The organism is Dyadobacter sp. OTU695 (assembly GCF_038440355.1).
Taxonomy (GTDB): Bacteria; Bacteroidota; Bacteroidia; order Cytophagales; family Spirosomataceae; genus Dyadobacter.
This window is the reverse complement of sequence record NZ_JASATN010000001.1, coordinates 332805-353691: the sequence shown is the minus strand read 5'-3', so window position 1 is coordinate 353691 and position 20887 is coordinate 332805. Positions and strand designations below refer to the sequence as shown.

Annotated in this window: 16 protein-coding genes; 11 read left to right on the top strand and 5 right to left on the bottom strand. The window is 48.8% G+C overall.

What is annotated here, in order from left to right; translation table 11 throughout:
* Positions 1 to 29 precede the first annotated feature (29 nt).
* The 3 genes from AAHB90_RS01640 to AAHB90_RS01630 all read left to right on the top strand — a co-directional run bounded on the left by AAHB90_RS01640 (position 30) and on the right by AAHB90_RS01630 (position 3805).
* Positions 30 to 1769 (top strand): alpha-amylase family protein, encoded by a 1740-nt coding sequence (locus AAHB90_RS01640; protein WP_342083160.1) that lies wholly within the window; start codon positions 30 to 32, stop codon positions 1767 to 1769.
* Between the two features lie 130 nt (positions 1770 to 1899).
* Complete coding sequence (locus AAHB90_RS01635; RefSeq protein ID WP_342083159.1) at positions 1900 to 2718, top strand: N-acetylmuramoyl-L-alanine amidase-like domain-containing protein; 819 nt, start codon at positions 1900 to 1902, stop codon at positions 2716 to 2718.
* Positions 2719 to 2725: 7 nt separating this feature from the next.
* The gene (locus AAHB90_RS01630; RefSeq protein WP_342083158.1) at positions 2726 to 3805 is read left to right on the top strand and encodes a mechanosensitive ion channel family protein; all 1080 of its coding nucleotides are present in this window, start codon (positions 2726 to 2728) and stop codon (positions 3803 to 3805) included.
* 286 nt (positions 3806 to 4091) lie between these two features.
* On the opposite strand, the gene AAHB90_RS01625 is transcribed toward AAHB90_RS01630, so the two are convergent.
* From AAHB90_RS01625 to AAHB90_RS01615, 3 genes are all read right to left on the bottom strand, one after another.
* Positions 4092 to 5462 carry a HAMP domain-containing sensor histidine kinase gene (locus AAHB90_RS01625; protein ID WP_342083157.1) on the bottom strand — a complete coding sequence of 457 codons (1371 nt, stop codon included), beginning with the start codon at positions 5460 to 5462 and terminating at the stop codon, positions 4092 to 4094.
* Positions 5459 to 6136, bottom strand: a complete 678-nt coding sequence (locus tag AAHB90_RS01620; protein WP_188936103.1) for a response regulator — start codon at positions 6134 to 6136, stop codon at positions 5459 to 5461. Before AAHB90_RS01620 ends, AAHB90_RS01625 begins: the two co-directional genes overlap by 4 nt.
* Positions 6137 to 6348: 212 nt before the next feature.
* Positions 6349 to 6909, bottom strand: a complete 561-nt coding sequence (locus AAHB90_RS01615; protein ID WP_342083156.1) for a DinB family protein — start codon at positions 6907 to 6909, stop codon at positions 6349 to 6351.
* A gap of 302 nt (positions 6910 to 7211) precedes the next feature.
* Here AAHB90_RS01615 and AAHB90_RS01610 point away from each other — a divergent pair, with 302 nt between their 5' ends.
* Genes AAHB90_RS01610 through AAHB90_RS01600 form a run of 3 tightly spaced genes read left to right on the top strand, consistent with a single transcriptional unit; the run spans position 7212 to position 10662 of the window.
* The gene (locus AAHB90_RS01610) at positions 7212 to 7820 is read left to right on the top strand and encodes a DUF4136 domain-containing protein (RefSeq protein WP_342083155.1); all 609 of its coding nucleotides are present in this window, start codon (positions 7212 to 7214) and stop codon (positions 7818 to 7820) included.
* Between the two features lie 3 nt (positions 7821 to 7823).
* Entirely contained in the window at positions 7824 to 8483 is a 660-nt protein-coding gene (locus AAHB90_RS01605) for a hypothetical protein (RefSeq protein ID WP_342083154.1), read from the top strand.
* 31 nt (positions 8484 to 8514) lie between these two features.
* A complete protein-coding gene (locus AAHB90_RS01600) occupies positions 8515 to 10662 on the top strand; it encodes a hypothetical protein (protein ID WP_342083153.1) in 2148 nt (715 codons plus the stop codon).
* Between the two features lie 71 nt (positions 10663 to 10733).
* On the opposite strand, the gene pheA is transcribed toward AAHB90_RS01600, so the two are convergent.
* Complete coding sequence (gene pheA, locus AAHB90_RS01595; protein ID WP_342083152.1) at positions 10734 to 11807, bottom strand: prephenate dehydratase; 1074 nt, start codon at positions 11805 to 11807, stop codon at positions 10734 to 10736.
* Positions 11808 to 11915: 108 nt separating this feature from the next.
* Positions 11916 to 13787, bottom strand: a complete 1872-nt coding sequence (locus tag AAHB90_RS01590) for a DNA topoisomerase IV subunit B (protein ID WP_342083151.1) — start codon at positions 13785 to 13787, stop codon at positions 11916 to 11918.
* 275 nt (positions 13788 to 14062) lie between these two features.
* Between AAHB90_RS01590 and AAHB90_RS01585 the strand changes: the two genes are divergently transcribed.
* From AAHB90_RS01585 to AAHB90_RS01565, 5 genes are read left to right on the top strand one after another with little or no spacing between them, the layout of a single operon-like run.
* Complete coding sequence (locus AAHB90_RS01585; protein ID WP_342083150.1) at positions 14063 to 16603, top strand: SLBB domain-containing protein; 2541 nt, start codon at positions 14063 to 14065, stop codon at positions 16601 to 16603.
* 2 nt (positions 16604 to 16605) lie between these two features.
* The gene (locus AAHB90_RS01580) at positions 16606 to 17700 is read left to right on the top strand and encodes a hypothetical protein (protein ID WP_342083149.1); all 1095 of its coding nucleotides are present in this window, start codon (positions 16606 to 16608) and stop codon (positions 17698 to 17700) included.
* Positions 17701 to 17702: 2 nt separating this feature from the next.
* The gene (locus AAHB90_RS01575) at positions 17703 to 18536 is read left to right on the top strand and encodes an ABC transporter permease (protein WP_342083148.1); all 834 of its coding nucleotides are present in this window, start codon (positions 17703 to 17705) and stop codon (positions 18534 to 18536) included.
* A gap of 17 nt (positions 18537 to 18553) precedes the next feature.
* Positions 18554 to 19810, top strand: a complete 1257-nt coding sequence (locus AAHB90_RS01570; RefSeq protein WP_342083147.1) for an ABC transporter ATP-binding protein — start codon at positions 18554 to 18556, stop codon at positions 19808 to 19810.
* Entirely contained in the window at positions 19803 to 20885 is a 1083-nt protein-coding gene (locus tag AAHB90_RS01565) for a DegT/DnrJ/EryC1/StrS family aminotransferase (RefSeq protein WP_342083146.1), read from the top strand. The genes AAHB90_RS01570 and AAHB90_RS01565 overlap by 8 nt, the downstream gene beginning before the upstream one ends.
* Positions 20886 to 20887 lie beyond the last annotated feature (2 nt).

Sequence of the window (20887 nt, the reverse complement as noted above, 5' to 3'; positions counted from 1 at the left end):
TTCCCAGAACATTCACAAAACCGAAAGAGATGTCCGTCGTTAACAAGGATAAATTCGTTATATACCAGCTATTTACACGCCTCTTCGGCAACCAGAAAACGACCAACAAAGTCTACGGTACGATCGAAGAAAACGGGTGCGGAAAATTCAACGACATCGACGACACTGCGCTCGCCGCATTGAAAGGTTTCGGGGTGACCCACCTTTGGTACACCGGCATACTCGAACATGCTACACTCACCGATTATTCGCAATTCGGCATTAATCCCGACCATCCGCTGATCGTGAAAGGCATTGCAGGCTCGCCCTATGCCGTGAAAGACTATTACGATGTAGATCCCGACCTGGCCGTGGATATACCGAACCGGATGCAGGAGTTTGAAAGCCTCGTCGCACGTACCCATGCGCACAACCTGAAAGTGATCATTGATTTTATCCCGAACCACGTCGCAAGGCAATATCATTCGGACGTACGGCCCGAAGGCGTCCGGGATTTTGGCGAGGACGACGATAATACCGTCACTTTCAAACCTTCCAACAACTTTTATTACATCCCGAACCACGATTTCGTGGTACCGGAAGGGCACACGCCGCCCGTGCCCGTCACTGCGCCTTATCACGAACGGCCCGCCAAAGCTACGGGCAATGACGTTTTCCAGCCGCAACCAAGTCAGTACGATTGGTATGAAACGATCAAGCTGAACTACGGCATCGATTACCTCGATAGCCGGTCCCGCCATTTTGACCCTATCCCGTCCACATGGCTCAAAATGCGCGATATTCTCATTTACTGGACACAGAAAGGTGTAGACGGTTTCCGGTGCGATATGGCCGAGATGGTACCCGTCGAGTTCTGGGGCTGGGTAATCCCGGAAGTCAAACAAGAAAATCCGGCCGTAATCTTTATTGCGGAAATCTATAATCCGTTTGAATACCGCAATTATATCAATATCGGGAAGTTTGATTACCTGTACGATAAAGTAGGACTGTACAATTCGCTGCGACGGATCATCGAAGGCCACGGGAGTGCCCAGGATATTACGCGCATCTGGCAGCAAGAATCGGGCGATTTTAGCGAGCATATGCTCCGGTTCCTCGAAAACCACGACGAGCAGCGGATTGCTTCACGCTATTTTGCCGGAAACCCATGGACAGCATTGCCTTCTATGGTGTTGAGCGCCACGTTACATACCGGGCCGCTAATGCTTTATTTCGGACAGGAACTCGGCGTGGATCCAACCCAGCAAGAGGGTTTCCAGGGGGAAGACGGCCGGACTACCATTTTTGATTATTGGGGCGTGCCCGAATTTCAGAAGTGGGTAAATGGCGGCAAGTTCAACGAAGAACTCTTGACGACCGAGCAGAAGACACTGCGTGAGTTTTACGGCAACCTCAATGCGTTTGTCCTGAACAATGAGGCAGTCTATGCCGGTGGATTTTATGATTTGCAGTACGTGAATGTCGACGGGCAATCGTTCAATTATGACAAAACGGTCATTTACAGCTATTTGCGGTATACAGACAACCAAAAATTGCTGTTTGTATACAATTTTCACGAGTCGCGAACCGTAGAAACGTTCATCAAGGTACCGCAGGACGCATGGACGAACGTACTGAAACTGGGGAATACCGGCTCTTATAAACTCAAACCGGTATTCCCACTCGAAGTGCCTCAGGTACAACTGCCAGCGGCCGACATTACATCTACGGGTGTGCACATCGAGCTCCCCCCGATTTCGGCATTCGCTTTCGAGATTGTGCCGAAGTAGCAAGGTCTCCGGCCCGCTTGCCGTTGCAAAAGGGGCTTATGATCATTAATTTTACACTGCCCGCGATTTTGTGGTTTTTAATGCTGGCAAATATTTTGCCGTTACGTACCCTGGTTTAAAGAATTCAAGTATGATCAGATTTGTAGTGCTTTCCATTTTGTTGCTCGGTTCCTTCCGCTCTTTTGGGCAAGCCAGCCTGCAAAAAACCTTCGTGCAGAAAATGGAACTGCCCGCCAGTCCGGATATCGGCACACAGGTACTCCGTATGAGCGAGTCATTCCTCGGTACGCCCTACGTCGCGGGCACGCTGGAGGGCAATCCTACCGAACGGCTGGTCTGCAAGTTCGACGGGCTTGACTGCACCACCCTCGTTGAAAGCGTGATCGCACTCGCGGTGGCCAAAACCGAAAATTCGACCTTTGAAGAATATAAAAACGAATTGACCAAACTCCGTTACCGCGACGGGACGATCGACGGGTACCCTTCCCGGCTGCATTACATTCTCGACTGGATGTATGAAAACCAGAAACGCGGACGTCTCGAAGACATCACGGCAAAAGTGGGCGGCGTGCCATTTACCAAGGAAATCAATTTCATGACCACCCACGCCAATCTGTACCCTTCTCTGGCTGCGAGCGAAGTGTATGAAAAGCTGAAAGAACAGGAGGCGGTCATCAATTCAAGGGAACACAGCTACATTCCCAAAAACGCCATCCAGAAAGCCGAACCTATGCTGCACGACGGCGATATCGTCGCATTTACTTCGTCGGTGGAAGGGCTGGATGTCAACCACATGGGCATCATATCGAAGGTAGGCAGCCGTGCATACCTGATCCATGCCTCGCTCACGGGCAAGAAGGTGATCATGACGAACGTCCCCCTGGCCGAATACGTAGCTTCCGTTCCGAAACACACGGGCATGATCGTGGCCCGGCTCAACGATATCTGATTAGTGAATGGATTTAACCGACCTGATTAATTACCGGAATTCTCCCTGGTTATTGCTGCTGCTGGCAGGCGCCATTGGACTGGTTATCAGCATTCTCATCATCAGCCTCATCAAAATAACGGCTTCCAAGAAAGATTGGACCCCGGTGCGGGCAGTCCGCGAAAACCTTACCAGCGTACTGCATTTCTTCATTCCCATCGTGCTCATTACAGCTGCGGCCAAAACCTATACCTACTCTAACCCGCAGTACGACTGGGTTTTTGCGTTAAGCAAAACGGCGCTGATTGGTATTACGACCTGGCTCATGGCGCGAATCGTGATCATCGTCGAAAAAATACTGATTGACAAGCTCGATTTCAATACGCCCGACAACAACCAGGCTCGGCGGCTTTTTACAAAGATCAAATTCGTGAAACGCATTGTCGTGATCATGGTCGTATTGATCGGCGTTTCCATATTACTGCTCAGCTTTGACAGTGTGCGGCAATACGGTGTCGGGATCCTGACTTCCGCCGGTATCGCATCGGTGATCATCGGTTTCGCGGCGCAGAAATCGCTGGCAAACCTGATGGCCGGCATACAGATCGCATTTACCCAGCCGATCAAAATCGACGACGTGGTGATCGTAGAAGGCGAATGGGGACGTATCGAGGAGATCAACCTGACGTACGTGGTGGTCAATATCTGGGATTTGCGACGCATTGTGCTGCCCATTACCTATTTCATCGAAACACCCTTCCAGAACTGGACGCGAAATGAGAGCGCATTGACCGGCGCTGCATTTTTTTATCTTAATTATCACACGCCTGTCGACAAGCTACGCACCAAGTTGAAGGAAATCCTCGATAGTACGCCACTTTGGGACGGGCGCGCATGGGCGCTGCAGGTTACCGATACCCAGGGGCAGCTAATGGTCGTCCGCGCGCTGATGTCGGCGCGAAATTCCAGCGAAACTTTTGACCTGCGTTGCCTGGTACGGGAAAAGCTGATCGAATTTATTGTAAATGAGCATCCCGAGGCCCTGCCCGCTACCCGCGTGGAGGAGCCTAACCAGACAAAATTCAAAATTTCCGAAACCGGTATATAAAAATTGGCCTCCGGAAGTTCCGAAGGCCAGTCTTTTCTTACTACTCACCTAACTCAATTTAACTCAATACAGTTTTTCTTTAATATTTTGATCCGTTCTTTCCCACATCGTCACAGGTACCGCTTTATCTGAAAAAAATGGATGACGACCTGCAAAAAACGGTGAAAACCAACGGGTGAAAGCTACTGGAAATGCCTTCCGGCATACGTAAATCTGAACACGCGATTTACGTTACAAAAGAGCTTTTCCGTTGTTAAAGAGGCATTAACGCTGAATTAAAAAGGAATTAAAAAGGTGGGAACTTCAAAATGAAGGTGGTACCGGAGCCTAATGCAGACTCCACTTCGATGCTCGCGCCCTGCATATTGATGATGCGCTTGGTCAATGCGAGACCGATACCATAGCCCGCTTTGCTGATCGTGGACTGGCTACGGTAGAAGGTATCGAAAATATAAGGAAGCTCTTCCTGCGCAATACCGAGTCCCATATCGCGGAAATAAACGACAATCAACCTGTCTTTGATTTCAAGAAAGACATTGCAGGTTTTGTCGGGCGAATACTTGCAGGCATTGTCCATGAGGTTCAGGAATGCCGTTCTGAGCAGACTTTCGTCACCGAACCGTTTCAGTTGTTCCTCATCCTCCGGAATTTTATCATAATGAATATGCACCTGGTAGCCCGCATTCTTTTGCTGGACGGATGTTTTTGCCTGCCACAGTACCTCGTCGATCCTGATCTTCGAGAACGTAACCCGGAAGGCCGTCTCCTCTGTCCGCGCGAGTTCGAGCAGGCGGCTTACCAGCTCGTTCATTTCCTTCGCTTCCGACCAAATACCCTTCAATGCATCCTGATAATCTGCCGGGGAGCGCTCTTTCATCAGGCTCAGTTCGGCCTCGCTCATAATGAGCGCCAGTGGCGTGCGCAGCTCGTGCGACGCGTGCGAGACGAAGTTTTTCTGCGCCACGAATGCGATTTCAAGCCGGGTAAGCATCTGGTTGAATGTTTCTGCCAGCAATGCGAGCTCGTCCTTTTCGCGACCCACCCGCACTTTCTCATGCAAATTACCAGCCGAAATGTTGTTCACCTGGTCGATAATATCCGCCACCGGCTTGATTGCGTCATTTGAGAACTGCCAGCCCGCAACGCCGACGAGAATCATGGACAGCAGCCATCCGATCAACAGGATTTCGCGCAGACGGTTCAGTTGGTTCATACCGAGATAATCATTTGCGATCACAGCCACCACCCACGGTTTCCGATGGTCCTGCAAAATGTGCCGGATAATGATCACCTCTTTCTTCTGATGCTTGGTATGGATTTCCTTCCCTGCGCGCGCCTCGGTCAGCATCGGCCTGGAAAGCCTGAAATTCTCTTTCCCGCTCACGAATATGACCGAATCCGAGCCGTCGTAAATCGTGATCTCCTCATCGAGCAGGATCGTCTTATTCTCCTTCTCGATCTTTTCGATATCTGCCTTACTGATGCCGTGGCTCGCTTCCACGAGCTGGGCGATGGTCTGTCCGCGTTCGTTCAGAAAGGAATAAAATTGCCTTTCGCGGTACTGGTCGTAGAAAAAGTAAATAGCAAGGCAGAAAAGCGCCATGATGGAGCCTACCAACAGGGTAAACAGCAGCGTCAGGCGCGATTTAATGTTCATTCTTCCTTGAAAATGTAGCCCATGCCTACCACCGTGTGGATGAGCTTGGTAGGATAGTCTTTATCGACCTTTTTACGGAGAAAATTGATATATACGTCGATCACGTTGGTACCCGTATCGAAACGGATGTCCCACACCTGCTCGGCGATGTCCACGCGGGAGACTACACGTCCGCGGTTGCGCATGAGGTATTCGAGCAAAGCGAATTCCTTGGCAGTGAGGTCAATGCGGTTACCGCCCCTTCTGGCAACTTTTTCGTCAAGGTTCAGTTCGAGATCGGCCAGTGAGAGCACCTGGCTGGATTGCTCACGGACACTGTTGCGCTGCGAAAGCACTTTGATACGCGCGATGAGTTCACGGAATTCGAAGGGCTTTACCAGATAATCGTCGCCGCCGGCTTCAAAACCATCCAGCTTGTCATCGATCGTACCCAATGCGGTCAGGAACAGGATCGGGGTCGTGAGGCCGTCGGCACGGAGTTGTTTGGCAAGGTCGTAACCGTTGAGCAGCGGCAGGTTCACATCCAGAATGATCACGTCGAACCGGTAGTTGGAGGCCATTTTCTTACCGACTTGTCCGTCGTAAGCCAATTCCACTTCCCAAGACTGCTCTTCGAGGCCTCTTTTGAGAAAACCTGCGAGTTTCGGTTCGTCTTCAACGATTAATATTTTCATAGAATGTTCAGGCGATTTGAAGTGCCAAATGTTGCACAGATTTTTTGCTTAAAAAAAGGCTGCCCGAAATATCGGACAGCCTTTTTGTCTATATCCACACCATTGGAACGTTGGTATTTCTCAACATCCCACGTTCCATTATAATGCAAAATATAAAATTTAAATTATAAACAATAGGTAGTTGCCTATTTTTACAAAATTTCATACAAGTATCAGTAATAATCTGCGGAATTGTCATAGTCTGTACGGTCGCCGTAAGTGCCGTAATCATCGTCTTCTTCCAAACGCATTGCCTTAGCTGCTTTTTTAATGAGTCCAATCTGGCCTGCATGATAAACGTCATGCTGGATCACACCGTGGATCAATGTGTAATAAGAGTAGTCGCGGCCCGGCACAAACTCTTCGAGGAAACTGTCGTCTTCGATCTTTTCCAGTTCCGAAACCAGCTCTTCCTGCGAAAGGCTGAGTTCCATCTGAATGGCCTCCCATTCGAACTCGTCAACGACCGGAAATTTTTTCCAGTCCTTGTCCTGCGTCTTGATATCGAACTCGGCGTCGCCCTGCAACTTGCGAACGGCAAAAATGCGCCAGGTGGTCATGTGATACACTATTTCTGCGATAGAGTGTGTATTGCTGCTCAGGCGTGTCTCCGCGATTTTCGGGGTTACATCGCGCAGCGCTTCCACCACCGACGGTCCATACCATGCCTCTTCGCTTTCGTAAGTGTCGTTGAGTACATCTATGATTCTTAAAATCTCTTCTTTTGCTTCCATTATGATTAGATTAAACAGCTGCAAATTTACGGTGAATCGGACGAAGATTGTCCAAATGTGTTTTCAATATTAAGAGACATTTTGCCAACATCCATACTCTTGCAACCAATCGCACGCTGATACCGTCGTAGTTTAGGAGTCTATGAGTTTAGAGTTTATGAGTTGAAAGTATGCTGTCTTGAATCGTTGGTCATTGAGCTGGGTCTCATAAACTCTTAAACTTTAAGGTCATAAACTCTCAACTCATAAACTTTAAACATTTCAACTTTCGTTTATTTAACAAATTTTAAAATACAACTCAAATGTTCAAGAAAGCCTCTTTCCTCTTACTGATCGTCGGCCTCGGGTTGATGTCGTGTTCGAAAGATCCGATCAGCGACCTTTCCAATGAGGAGTCGTTGGTATACATTACAAATCACGATCAATCTGCCAACTTCAGTCAGTACAAAACATTCAGCATCGTGGATTCCGTGCTGATCGTCGAAAATAATCGCAGCGGCACGTCCCTTGATGACATCGACCGTGCCATGTTGCAACGGCTCATTACCAACATGCAAAATATGGGTTACAAGTATGTGAGCCGGAAGGACAACCCCGACGTCGGTATCAACGTATCGTGGATCACCAACACCTACCTCAATGTATATCAGCCACTTTCTTCGTACTACGGGGGTTACTGGGGCGGTTACGGCTATGGCTACCCGAGCTATTACAGCTATTACGAAACCAGCGAAAGCTCCTGGATGATCTCGATGCTCGATTTCAAAAACCCGAAGACCACGCCAGCCGGCAAGACTTTCAATGTGATCTGGGACGCTCAGATCCGTGGCTCGGCCATCGGCGACCAAAACCTCATCGACAAAATGGCGGATGCTATTTTCGGGCAATCCGGTTATCTCAAAATCAAGTAACAAATGAAAAGAATCATCATCATTGCCCTTTTTCTTGGAAGTGTACTGCCCGCATTGGCGCAGGAAAAACCCAGGTTATATACCATTGCCTCACCGTTTGAACGGTACACCTATTACCTTGCTACCGCGCGCTTCATAGGCGCAGTGCCTATGGGCTCTTTCAAGGATAATTATGTCGACAAGTCTTCGTTCCAGAATGCTTCTATCTCCATTGAATGGGTCCTGAGAAATTCACAGCTTTCCGTGGGCGGTGAAATCGGCTCTACCTATTTTGAAAAGCGCATTCCGAGAGCATTGTACGAAGGCCAGGACGGTACTATTTCGGCCGTTCAAACGCGCACGGTTTCGCAATATCCCGTTGAGTTGTTCGCGAACTACCACTTCCTGCCCCGCAATTCGCAGGTACAGCCCTACGTGCAGGTGAGCGCCGGCGCGAGCATTATCGACTATACCGTTTACTACGGCACATTGTCATCGCAGGATCAGGCAGTACGTTTTAAATACGGCGTCGGCGCCGGTTCCAAATTTTTCTTCAAGAAAGATGGGACGTTTGGCCTCGATGTTCGTGTCAAATATGATGGCACGGCATATAAATATGACTACATCAACAAAGGCATATCATCCGTGAACGGTTCGATAGGCCTATTCTATCGTTGGTGGTAAAGCAAGCAACGTGACACATAAAAAGAAGGTTTTGACCAAAACATCGCTTATCTGGCTTAGTGGCATTCTCGCATTCCTGATCGGTTCCGGGCTTTGGGCCTGGAACCGTTTTGGTCCCAGCGGCCACAAAACTTATGTACAAGTAACTGAAAGCTTCCCCATGGCGCGGACGCTCGACTCCGCCTCTAATGCGTGCGATCTCACGATCCGGCGTTACCGCCAGATCGGCCGGGAAATGCAGTTCGAGCTGGCAGCGAACGCAGGCGGGCTCTCTCCTTACGACGTAAAAATCACCCAGAACGGCACAACGCAAACCTTCCAGGCCGTCCCGCATCGTTACGGCACATGGCTCACGATCCCCGGTGTGCAAGCCAAAGGCGGCGAGGTGCAGATTAATGTAGTGAGCCTCGGCCAGCAGGGCTGTCAGACGACCGCCGCATTCAATTTCGAAGCCGCGATGGCCAATGAGGTTGTCGACGCGAAAGAGTGGATCAGGCAGGGAAGTAAGGACAATTGGCTGGACGTCCGGCCCGTTCGCAAAGACGGCAAACTTCTGCTCCGCGACTTTGCCAACTACAATGATAACCGCACAAAAGTGGTCATGATCGACGGCATTGTCGTGAAAGGATTGGAAAATGGGATCGAAGTAAAACCGGGTTACCTGTATTCGGTAACCGCCCGCTGGATCGACGCCCCTTATAACGACTGGTGGAATGCGGCCAAAAACCGTGCGGTCCGCCAGCAGAACATCTACATCGCCGGCAAGCCCGGCCAGGCAGGTTCAAATGCTTTGACACGCATCAGCATCCCGGATTGGTTTTCGCCTTCACGCACCATCAACGTCGATTTCGACACGCGCTTCCCCGAATTTGAACCTATTAAGGACAAGCTGGTAATGCAGTACCGGCTGAATAACTATGTTCCTTCCGACAACTATTATAAACGCGGCATCGGTTTTTTGTCCAATACTGAAAAGGAATATCCTGCGGAAAAGCTGCATTACACCGCCACTCCTAATTACTTTGGAGATAAGGACGAAAAATGGTTTGCGAGCCTCTCGAAAGAACAGGTTGAAGCATTAGCGGGCATACCGGGCTTCGGCGTGTATGCGTACGACTTCGAGTTCTGGAACCAGCATTACTCCAAAGAGGTGATCCAGCGGCTGATCTGGTTCTCAAAAGTGGTCAAAAAGAACCATCCCAATATGCACCTGATGGATTATTGGGGTGGTGGGGCCTACACCAATCCGCATATTAATACGGTAGGCGGAGCTAACCCGAAGGATTTTATCAAAGAGTACAGCGAGCCGAAATCCAACAACTCCAACTTCGATCCGCTGCCAAATGGCGACAGTTTCCGGGAAATTTTCAATACTGTCCCTATCGACGTGTATCCTAAGCCAATGTTTGCGATCGATGACGCCGGTAATTCTCCAAATAACTTCGTGCTGCTCTCCGCGATCCATTCATTGCGCATCAATAAGCTACTTCCCTATCAGAAAAACAATAAATTCATTTTCTACGGTTGGAACCGGTACATGCCTTTGTATAAGGACCCGATCGTTCCCTGGAACTACCAGCTCTCCGACCCCAAAGGCGAGCTTATTATGAACCAGCTCGAAATGATGCCGGCAAGTCAGGCATTGAGCTTTTCATTATTCTCATTAATCCTATTCGACGGCTATTACCTCTGGCACGACGGCGCTCCGAGTGCGCAAAACCCGAACGCCTATAAGGTATCGAAAGATATGTGGGGCTGGGGCTACGAATGGTATCCCGCTGATGGCAAGACGCCGGAAAACGAGGTCGGCCGCAACACAACCGGCGGGACTGCCGCTCCTTACTGGGATTTCCCGACGGAATATTACGCGCTGGGCAACTGGATGGCCAAGCAAGTGGAGGACGTTATTGTCGGTGGACAAACCCAGGACCTGGCATTTCAGCTGAACGGGCAATGGGTCCAACCGAAAAAAGAGCAGGCATTGCTGGCTATCGATGGTAAGCAGCCTTTTATCACATCTGTTGTGAAAGGAAACCAGATCGTCGTACTCGCCATCGATTCGTTCCAACAGCCTTCGGCCCAGCGGAAAATGAAGATTCGCCTGCCCGATGGTGTGGAAGCAGAAATCGAGTTGTATGGCAACTGGCCGTCGCTCTACCGCGGGACATTGAAGAAATAATTTTGAAATACATTATAAAAGCAGAAAGCTCGCTTCATCGGCGAGCTTTCTGCTTTTATACAAACTCCTTATCAGGCCACTTTTACATAACTGCCGAGCCATTTCAAATGCGTCCCGTACTTGTGCATGATCTCCTGCACCTGCGGGTCGTCCATGTGCCCGAGGAACTCCACGAGAAACCACGCCCTGAATGAGGCTTCGCCGCGTAACGGCCGGCTTTCGATCTTGGTAAGGTTGATACCACGGTCGTTGAAATCTTTCAGGAACTCGTACAGCACGCCGGGGCGGTTGGTATTGGGCAGATTGGCGATGATCGTCGTCTTGTCATCATTACTCTTCATATTGGTAAACTCCTTGGCCAGGATCAGGAAGCGTGTCTGGTTCTGGTCGCTGTCTTCGATATTATCAAAAAGAATAGGCACCCCAAACAGCCTCGCGGAGATGGAAGAGCATATTGCCGCCGAATCGGGCTCCGCGGAAGCCAGCTTGGCCGCTTTGGAGGTGGAATCCACAGCTATCAGCTCGATGCCCATGCCTTCCAGGTATTCGTTGATAAACTTACCACATTGCCGGAACGCAATGTCTTTGGAATAAATCCTTTTGATCGATTTCAGACTGTCGGATTGCGACGCGAAAGTAAAATGCACCTTCAGAAGCATTTCCGCAACAATGGAAAGGTTCTTTTCCCGCAGGAAATCGACGGTTTCAACGACGATCCCCTCCTGATTATTCTCGATAGGCACCACCCCGAATTTGGCGCGGCCTGTTTCTACACTTTCAAATACCGAATGAATCGTAGGCAACACCAGGTATTCGCTCATTGCTCCGAAACGGCCTTCGGCAGCCTGATGCGTGAAGCTTCCCTCGGGACCCAGGTAAGACACCCGTTCCGGCAGTTCCAGATTACGGGATACCGCGAAAATTTCGAAGAAAATGGCGTCGATCGCCTGGCGGGTGAGCAACCCGTCATTGTGTTTAGCCAGCCTGTCGAGAATTTGCTTCTCTCTTTCGGGGCGGTAAATAATCGACTGGGAAGACCGTTTCAGCTCGCCTACCTTTTTGACCAGCTCCATGCGCTCGTTCAAAATGCTCAGCAACTGGTCGTCCAGCCCATCGATCCTGTTTCTTAAATCCTGTAATTCCACAAAGACACTTTAAAAGGTTGTTCAAACCGGGAGGTACGGTTGTTTTTTGAATAAAGAACTTCCCGGCCTGATATTACTTGACCAGCTCAAAGATAATGCACGGCCGGGCTACCCTGCGAGTGCGAGTTCGTCAACGTTCTTCTCTACTTTAAGGTTATCGATAATAAAACGCTGTCTTTCAGGCGTGTTCTTACCCATAAAATAACTCAACAGTTTCTGAATGGAAGTTTCCTTTTGCAGGATCACGGGTTCCACACGCATGTCTTCACCGATAAACCTTCCAAATTCCTCCGGGGAAATCTCTCCTAACCCTTTGAAACGGGTAATTTCCGGCTTGCTGCCCAGCTTGTCGATCGCCGCCTGTTTTTCTTCGACGCTATAACAGTAGATCGTCTCTTTCTTGTTGCGGACACGGAACAACGGTGTTTCGAGCACAAACAAGTGCCCGTTCCGCACCAGGTCCGGGAAAAATTGCAGGAAAAAGGTCATCAGCAGCAAACGGATGTGCATGCCATCCACGTCGGCGTCGGTAGCGATGATAATGCGATTGAAGCGAAGGTTTTCCACCCCATTTTCCACGTCCAATGCATGTTGGAGCAGGTTAAACTCTTCATTTTCATAAACAATCTTCTTGGTAAGCCCAAACGAATTGAGCGGCTTACCGCGCAAACTGAATACAGCTTGCGTCTGAATGTCCCTCGACTTGGTGATGGAACCGCTCGCCGAATCTCCTTCCGTAATAAAAAGCGTGGTTTCGTAACGCTGATCGCTTTTCAGGTCTGTGAGGTGCAGGCGGCAATCGCGGAGTTTTTTGTTATGCAGATTGGCTTTTTTTGCGCGGTCGTTGGCAAGCTTTTTAATTCCCGCCAGTTCTTTACGTTCCCGCTCCGATTGCTCGATCCGCTTTTTCAATGCATCGCGTGCCTCGGGGTTCATGTGCAGGAAATTATCCAGCCTTTCTTTTACGAAATCATTAACAAATGTCCTTACCGTCGTGCTGTTCGGGTCGGGCGTGATGGTGTTGGAACCGAGCTTGGTTTTGGTCTGAGACTCGAAAACCGGCTCCTGAACGCGGATCGCAATGGCGCCGATGATCGACGAACGGATGTCTTCCGGCGCGTAATCTTTACCAAAATGTTCGCGCACTGCTTTAACAACTGCTTCCCTGAATGCAGCGAGATGGGTACCTCCTTGTGTCGTATACTGACCATTCACAAAAGAGTAGTATTCCTCACCATACTGGTTACCATGAGTCATCGCCATTTCAATGTCCTCACCCTTCAGATGAATGATCGGATACCGCAACGTTTCCGGGTCGGATTTGCTTTTCAAAAGGTCGAGAAGACCATTTTGCGAGAAGTATTTCTGCCCGTTGAAATTGATCGTCAACCCTGCGTTCAGATAGCAGTAGTTCCAGATCATATTATCAAGGTATTGAGGGATGTACCGAAAGTTCTTGAAAATAGCGCCGTCCGGCTCAAACGCCACGTGCGTACCGTTGCGCTGGCTGGTGGGGCTTTCCGGCGATTCGTTCAAAAGTGCTCCCTGGTTAAACTCCGCACTTTTCGTCTTGCCGTCGCGGAACGATTGTACCTTGAAGTGAGCAGAAAGCGCATTAACCGCCTTGGTGCCCACGCCATTGAGTCCCACCGACTTCTGGAACGCACCCGAGTCGTATTTACCGCCGGTGTTGATTTTCGATACGCAGTCCACGACCTTGCCAAGCGGAATACCACGGCCGTAATCGCGTACTTCCACACGGTGCTCGGAGATCTTTATTTCAATCGTTTTGCCATTGCCCATCATGTGCTCGTCGATCGAATTATCGACCACTTCTTTCACGAGCACGTAAATTCCATCGTCCACCGACGAGCCGTCACCGAGCTTTCCGATATACATCCCGGGCCTGAGCCGGATGTGTTCTTTCCAGTCAAGCGACCGTATACTGCTCTCGTCGTATTGAACATTTGTACTTTCCATATTTATAACTATTCTTTTAGGAGTATTATCGCTTTTGAAGCCGGTATTTTAATAAATTGAATCTTTTGTCGTTACCCTGTTATACCTTTGCGGGGTTGCCAGTGAAGCAAGCCCGATTAATAGAAATTCTTTAAAAATAGGAAAAATCTAATTTACTTTGCCATGATATACACTACCACAATATTACGTGTACTCGAATCCCAAATTCAAAAATACTAGTCTTATACATAGTTTTAATGAATTTTCAGACTTTCAATAGTACAATAATTCTTCTTATGAACAGATCCAGGTTGGCTAAAAGTTATAAATCTATACTTCCCTATTTCCTGAGTTTAATCATTTCGTTACCCGCTTTTTCACAGGTTACCGCTCCAACAGCCCCTTCCGGAACTGCCCCTACGTCGACAGGCGCACAAGGCACTACGCAATCGGGCCCGAGAGGCAACGGCACAGGCACAACAGGCTCGGGTAATACACAATCGGGGCCGGGAGGTCAGCAAGGCACAAACCAGCAAGGCGGAAATCAGCAGGGAGGTAACCAGCAATCGGGTAACCAGCAGCAGGGAAACGACGGCCAGGGAGGTGATAAAGGCAAAAATGCTGCTAACCAGAACGGTCAGGACGGCGGTGATCAGAGCAAGATCAACACCAGCACTAGCACCAAGCTGACTCCCGAAGACCAAGCCAAAGAGGCGATGCGTCAGAAAATCTATGGCTATTCGATATTTGCGGATAAAAATCTGGCACCAATCCCTGATTTACAGATCGTTACACCAACAAACTATATCGTAGGCCCTGGTGACGAGTTGAAGATTTATCTCTATAACTACGCAGAAAGCACCTACGAAACGATCGTTAATAAAGACGGTTTCATCAGCATTCCCCGTGTCGGCAATGTAATGGTTGCCGGTCGTACGATTGAAGAAATCAAGAAAATCCTGATCGACAAATTTGCCAAATTCGTGCCGGGAATGATCGGCACAGGCGGTGAAACCGCACGTACCAAACTGATGGTTACGCTTGGAGAAGTACGATCAGTGAAAGTTTTTGTAACGGGCGAGGTGATCAACCCGGGAACTTACACAGTATCATCCCTGTCCTCCGCATTCAATGCTTTGTACCAGGCCGGCGGGCCCAACGAAATTGGATCTTTCCGTGAAGTGCGTGTCGTTCGTCAGGGCAAAGTCGTATCGAGAATGGACATTTACGATTACCTTGTAAATGGTAAGATTGACGGCGATATCCGCGTTCAGGAAAATGACAATATCGTGGTCGGCTACTACCTCAAACGCGCCGAAATCGCGGGCATGGTGAAACGCCCTGGTATTTATGAATTGAAACCGGAAGAAAAACTGGGCGATGTGCTCCGTTATTCAGGTGGTTTCAGCGACAAGGCTTATCGCGCAAGATTGAAAATACAACGCATTACTTCCAAGGAACGCAAGATCCTGGACGTGCCGGAAGACCAGTATGACAGTTTTGAAATGGCAACCGGCGATTCGATCAATGTGGAAACTGTACTTGACCGCTTCGAGAACATTGTTAATATTGAAGGGGCAGTGATGCGGCCGGGCCAGTATTCGCTCGACAACAGCCCGACATTAAAAAAGCTGATCGAAAATGCGCAGGGAATGCGCGAAGATGCTTTTGTAGGTCGCCTGAACGTATTGCGTACCCGTGAAGATCTGACTATACAAACGATCCCCATTAACTATACCGATGTCCTGAACGGTGTAACGCCCGACCTCGTATTAACCCGCCTCGACCAGGTAATAGTGCCTTCGAGGTTCGAAATGGCGGAGACTGCTTTTGTAAGCGTTGAAGGAGAAGTTAATAATACCAAAATCGGTGAGAATGAAGGCAAGTTCCCCTACACGACCGACATGACACTCGAAGATGTGCTGGTACAGGCAGGCGGTTTGAAAGAATCGGCTTATACCTCGGAAGTTGAAGTGGTGAGAAGAAAGAGAAACTCGGTAGCCGGCGCTGCAAATGCGCAGATTTCGGAAGTTTATAAATTCAATGTAAACCGGGACCTATCCCTGAATTCCAAGGCAACCAACTTTGTATTGTTCCCGTTCGACCAGGTTATCGTTCGTAAATCACCTAACTACGTGGAACAACAGACGGTGTTCGTAGAAGGCGAAGTATTGGTAACGGGACCTTATACGATTGTCAATAAAAATGACAAAATCAGCGACATTATCAAAAGAGCTGGCGGCCTTACCGAGCTGGCTTATCCGGAAGGAGCTACGCTTTTGCGTCGGACGATTGTCAAAAATCTCGATCAGCCCGTGGATTATGTAGAAGTTGAGCAAACAGAAAAGCAAATCAAACAAGGAACGCTCACCGGCGACCTGCCGAATGTCAAAGAAGAAAAAATCGGTATTGTGCTGAAAAACATCCTCAAAAACCCGGGTTCATTCGAAGACCTTGTGGTACAGGAAGGTGATATCATCCGCATTCCGAAGCGACTTGAAACCGTTCAGGTAACTGGCTCGGTACTTTATCCTACGACTGTTAAATACGGCAAAGGAATGAACTTCTCCGACTACATCTCACAATCGGGAGGTTTTACGGTGCAGTCGCTTAGAAAGAGCTCATACATTAAATATCCAAACGGAAACATCGATCGCACGAGAAGGTTCCTGTTCTTTAATGTATATCCCAAAGTACAGCCGGGCTCTGAAATCTTCGTTCCGACACGAGCCGCTCCTGCACTTAACACACAGCAAAGCATTCAGACAGCTACAACCCTGTTGAGCTCAATTATGGGGCTAATTGTAACAGTATTGGCATTCCGTTCACTTAAGTAACTATGGCGACAGCGACCACACAACAAATCCCGGAAGACGAGCTATCTCCAAAGGAAGTCGTCGAGAAAGTACTGGTAGTTAAAGATGCATTGATCCGTAACTGGAAATGGATGCTGCTCCTGCCTATTGTAGGCTTCGGTATCGGTTATGCGATGGATACTTATCAAAATAAACCGCCTACCTACGAAGCCAACGTCGTGTTTAACCTCGGTGCAGCGGGAGCGAGTTCTGGTTTCGGCGACGTGGCAGGCCTGCTTGGATTGGGTGCTCAGCCTGACGCGAATATCTTTACCGGCGAAAACTTTTTCTATTTCGTAAAATCCCGGCCGGTATTGGAGCGGAACCTGATGAAAGAGCTGGAAATCAACGGAAAAAAGCAGATTCTGGCCAACTTCTATATTGATTCAAGCGGTATCAAAACTTCCGACTGGGCGGACTATCCCGATTTGCAGAAGTTCCATTTTGCGACGAATGATATCAAGAAAATGGACCTCAATTCGCGCATAAACCTGAACACGATCGTTAAGCGCGCCGCCGAGGCAACGGAAATCGCGTCACTCGACCGGAAGTCGTCTTTCACATCGCTTTCCACCAAAATGGAAAATGAGCATCTGGCAGGATTGTGGGTAACAACGCTCCTGCAGACCGTTGAGGAAATGTATACCGAAAACCAGACGCAGAAAACACGGAAAACACTCCGCCTGCTTCAACACCGCGCCGACTCACTTGCTGCGGTATTGGGTATCGCGGAACATAAACTTGCCCGTCAGCTCGATTACAGCGCGCAGATCATGATGCCGGAAGCCAAAGTATCGGCCAACAGCATGGAAAGAAAATCTTCGTTCCTGCAACAGCTGTATTACGAAGCAATGGCCAATGCCGAGAAAATGCGTATTTCACTCGTGAAGGAAGCGCCGTTGTTCACAGAAATCGAAGGTATCAAAGTGCCTTTGGATGTAAAATATGAGGACAAGCGTAATGCTAAAATCGGGGCACTCGCAGGTTTGATGATCGCACTGATCTTTGTCTATTTCAGAACAGTGTTTTCTTCACCTACGACCACCACTACCGTGCGTAAGGAAGTAGTAACGGCGTAATCATGGCAACTCAACACTCTATTACAATCAAGGCCGGCGGGTCTGAAAAGGATTATTGGAAAGACCTCTGGCTAAACAAGCAGCTTCTCTGGATCCTCTCGAAAAGGGATATTTCCGTTCGCTACAAACAAACGCTCCTGGGCGTTGCGTGGAGCGTACTGCGCCCGCTCATGACGATGATCGTGATGGTGTTCGTGTTCAGTTATCTGGCCAAAATCAAAAGCGACCCGGACATCCCCTACCCGTTGATGGTTTTGAGCGGACTGACGATCTGGACGTTTTTTGCGAACACGTTTACGCAAATCAGTAACAGTATACTCATTAATTCCAATCTCGTTTCGAAAGTCTACTTCCCGAGATTGCTGATGCCGCTCAGTTCGATCGCCGTCGGTTTCGTCGATTTTCTCATCACTTTTGTGATCTTTATTGTGCTGACGGTCGCCTTTCAGTACCCTATCAGCTGGCAAATTGTATTTCTTCCTTGCTTCATTTTACTTACATTTATTACATCAATGGGTTTTGGCCTGTTTTTTGCGGTGTTAAATGTACGTTTCCGGGATATCGGGCAGTTGATTCCTTTTTTAGTTCAAGTCGGAATGTATGCCTGCCCCGTCGCTTACAGCAGCACGCTGGCTCAGGGCACATGGTTTGAAAAATACTATAATCTGAACCCGCTTGTGGGGATCATCGACGGTTTCCGCTGGTGCCTGTTGGGAGATAAGGCTTACTTTAATCCGGATAGCCTGTACTCCACAGCAGCAATTTCAATGATTATACTGATCATGTCGCTGATCTATTTCCGCAAAAAGGAGAATACTTTTGTTGATTATATCTGAAACAATCACACTTGGGCATGTCTGTAATTGTAGCTGAGAACATCAGCAAAAAATATATCATCGACCACCAACGCAAAAACGGCTCTTCCGGTTTACGTGACATTGTTTCCGAGACGGTCAACAAATTGTTCGGCAAACACGAGAAGAACGGTTTCGCAGAGAAAGAGGAGTTCTGGGCATTGCAGGATGTCAACTTTTCTATTGACAAGGGCGACCGCATCGGTATCGTTGGCCATAACGGCGCGGGGAAATCCACGTTGTTGAAAATCCTCAGCCGCATTACCGAGCCTACCACCGGACAGATCAAGATCGATGGCCGCATTGCCAGCTTGCTGGAAGTAGGTACGGGCTTTCACCCGGAATTGACAGGACGCGAGAATATCTTCCTCAATGGAGCTATTCTGGGAATGTCAAAGGCTGAAATCCGTGAGTCATTTGACGCTATCGTTGATTTTGCGGGAGTTGAAAAATTCCTGGATACACCTGTAAAAAGATATTCATCGGGTATGTATGTCCGCCTTGGTTTCGCCATCGCGGCACACCTTAATCCCGAGATCCTGATCGTCGACGAAGTGCTCGCAGTGGGTGATACCGAGTTTCAGAAGAAATGTCTCGGTAAAATGCGAGATGTTTCAGACAGTGGCCGCACATTGCTTTTTGTGAGCCACAACCTGACCGCCATCCAGGCCCTTTGCAACAAGTCGTTCTATTTCGAAAAAGGCCGCCTGATCGATCAGGGAGAGACAACGCACATTGTTACGAACTATCTCAGCAAGGTTTCGCACAAATCCCTTGAAAAGCATTGGGACAATATCGAATCAGCTCCGGGCAACGACCAGGTACGAGTGAAAAGCTTCAAGCTTTTCCCGGAATACCAGGATGACCTTACCCATATTGACGTCCGTACGCCGATCAACTTCCAGTTTGAATTCTGGAACCTGGTGGAAGGCGCTTCGCTGAACCTGAGCATGCACCTTTACACATTCACAGGCGAATGTATTTTCAATGTAGGCACCGCAGCCGAAAACTTTTCGAAGGGTATTGTAAGCGGCACCTGCGAAATTCCGGGCAACTTCCTGAACGACGGCTCTTACGTCGTTTCGATGATGATCGTGAAAGACACGAGTACCGTGCTTTACAATATGGAGGAGGCCCTTGTTTTTGATATTGAGGATTACCGTGAAAATGTGACCTGGTATGGCAAATGGCCCGGATATATTCGCCCTCAACTCAATTTTTCCATTCGCCAAACTGAACACGTAGTGAATGATTAACGTCACTAAAACCTTTCTACCTGATCAGGAAGAATACCTGCAATATGTCCGTGGAATATGGGAACGTGGTTATCTGACCAACAACGGACCGCTTTTACAACAGCTTGAAGGACAGCTTAAAGAATATCTGGGCGTCGATTACCTTTACTTTTGTGGTAATGGAACGATCGTTCTGCAAATCGCCATCAAGGCGCTGGAACTGAAAGGCGAGATCATTACGACGCCCTTCTCCTATTGCGCGACTTCCAATGCGATTCTGTGGGAAAACTGCACGCCGGTTTTCGTTGATATCGATGCAGCTACATTCAATATCGATGCGAAACTGATCGAAGCGTCCATTACACCGGCGACCTCGGCGATCCTCGCAACGCACGTGTATGGCAACCCCTGCGATGTGGAGGCGATCGAGGCGATTGCCCAAAAACATAACCTGAAAGTGATCTACGACGCCGCGCACGCGTTCGGCGTGACTTATAAAGGCAAATCACTACTTTCTTACGGTGACCTGAGCACTTGCAGCTTCCATGCTACAAAAGTGTTCCATACGATCGAAGGTGGTGCATTGATCTCCAACCACCCCGAACTTGATCGCAAGCTGCATTTACTGCGTGCATTCGGCCACCAGGGCGACGAGCATTACGAATTCGCAGGGATCAATGGGAAGAACTCGGAGTTCCATGCGGCCATGGGTTTGGTAAATCTCCCGCAGGTGTCGGCGATCATCCAGGCGCGTAAGGACGTTTTCGCCGCTTACGACAGTCTGCTCAACTGGGATCTTTTATATAAACCTACGTTGAGTGCTGACATTGAATATAACTATGCTTATTACCCGGTGGTATTTCCTTCCGAGGCTGTTATGTTCAAGGTAATGGAAGCATTGAAAGTTGAAGAAATCATTCCAAGGAGATATTTTTATCCGTCGCTTAACACCCTTTCATTCATGCCAAGGCAAATTGCCTGCCCTGTTTCGGAGGATATCGCGGCAAGAGTGTTAAGTTTGCCATTATATGTAGGGCTTCCTTACGAAGATATTGAAAGGATTTCCCGCATTATCAACGGTCATTTATCACCATAGTA

Coding starts and splice junctions, on each gene's coding strand:
- AAHB90_RS01625 (WP_342083157.1), bottom strand. CDS start 5,462: ATGAACATTAAATCGCGCCTGACGCTGCTGTTTACCCTGTTGGTAGGC.
- AAHB90_RS01620 (WP_188936103.1), bottom strand. CDS start 6,136: ATGAAAATATTAATCGTTGAAGACGAACCGAAACTCGCAGGTTTTCTC.
- AAHB90_RS01590 (WP_342083151.1), bottom strand. CDS start 13,787: ATGGAAAGTACAAATGTTCAATACGACGAGAGCAGTATACGGTCGCTT.
- AAHB90_RS01585 (WP_342083150.1), top strand. CDS start 14,063: ATGAACAGATCCAGGTTGGCTAAAAGTTATAAATCTATACTTCCCTAT.
- AAHB90_RS01565 (WP_342083146.1), top strand. CDS start 19,803: ATGATTAACGTCACTAAAACCTTTCTACCTGATCAGGAAGAATACCTG.
- AAHB90_RS01630 (WP_342083158.1), top strand. CDS start 2,726: ATGGATTTAACCGACCTGATTAATTACCGGAATTCTCCCTGGTTATTG.
- AAHB90_RS01615 (WP_342083156.1), bottom strand. CDS start 6,909: ATGGAAGCAAAAGAAGAGATTTTAAGAATCATAGATGTACTCAACGAC.
- AAHB90_RS01640 (WP_342083160.1), top strand. CDS start 30: ATGTCCGTCGTTAACAAGGATAAATTCGTTATATACCAGCTATTTACA.
- AAHB90_RS01580 (WP_342083149.1), top strand. CDS start 16,606: ATGGCGACAGCGACCACACAACAAATCCCGGAAGACGAGCTATCTCCA.
- AAHB90_RS01570 (WP_342083147.1), top strand. CDS start 18,554: ATGTCTGTAATTGTAGCTGAGAACATCAGCAAAAAATATATCATCGAC.
- AAHB90_RS01575 (WP_342083148.1), top strand. CDS start 17,703: ATGGCAACTCAACACTCTATTACAATCAAGGCCGGCGGGTCTGAAAAG.
- AAHB90_RS01635 (WP_342083159.1), top strand. CDS start 1,900: ATGATCAGATTTGTAGTGCTTTCCATTTTGTTGCTCGGTTCCTTCCGC.
- AAHB90_RS01610 (WP_342083155.1), top strand. CDS start 7,212: ATGTTCAAGAAAGCCTCTTTCCTCTTACTGATCGTCGGCCTCGGGTTG.
- AAHB90_RS01605 (WP_342083154.1), top strand. CDS start 7,824: ATGAAAAGAATCATCATCATTGCCCTTTTTCTTGGAAGTGTACTGCCC.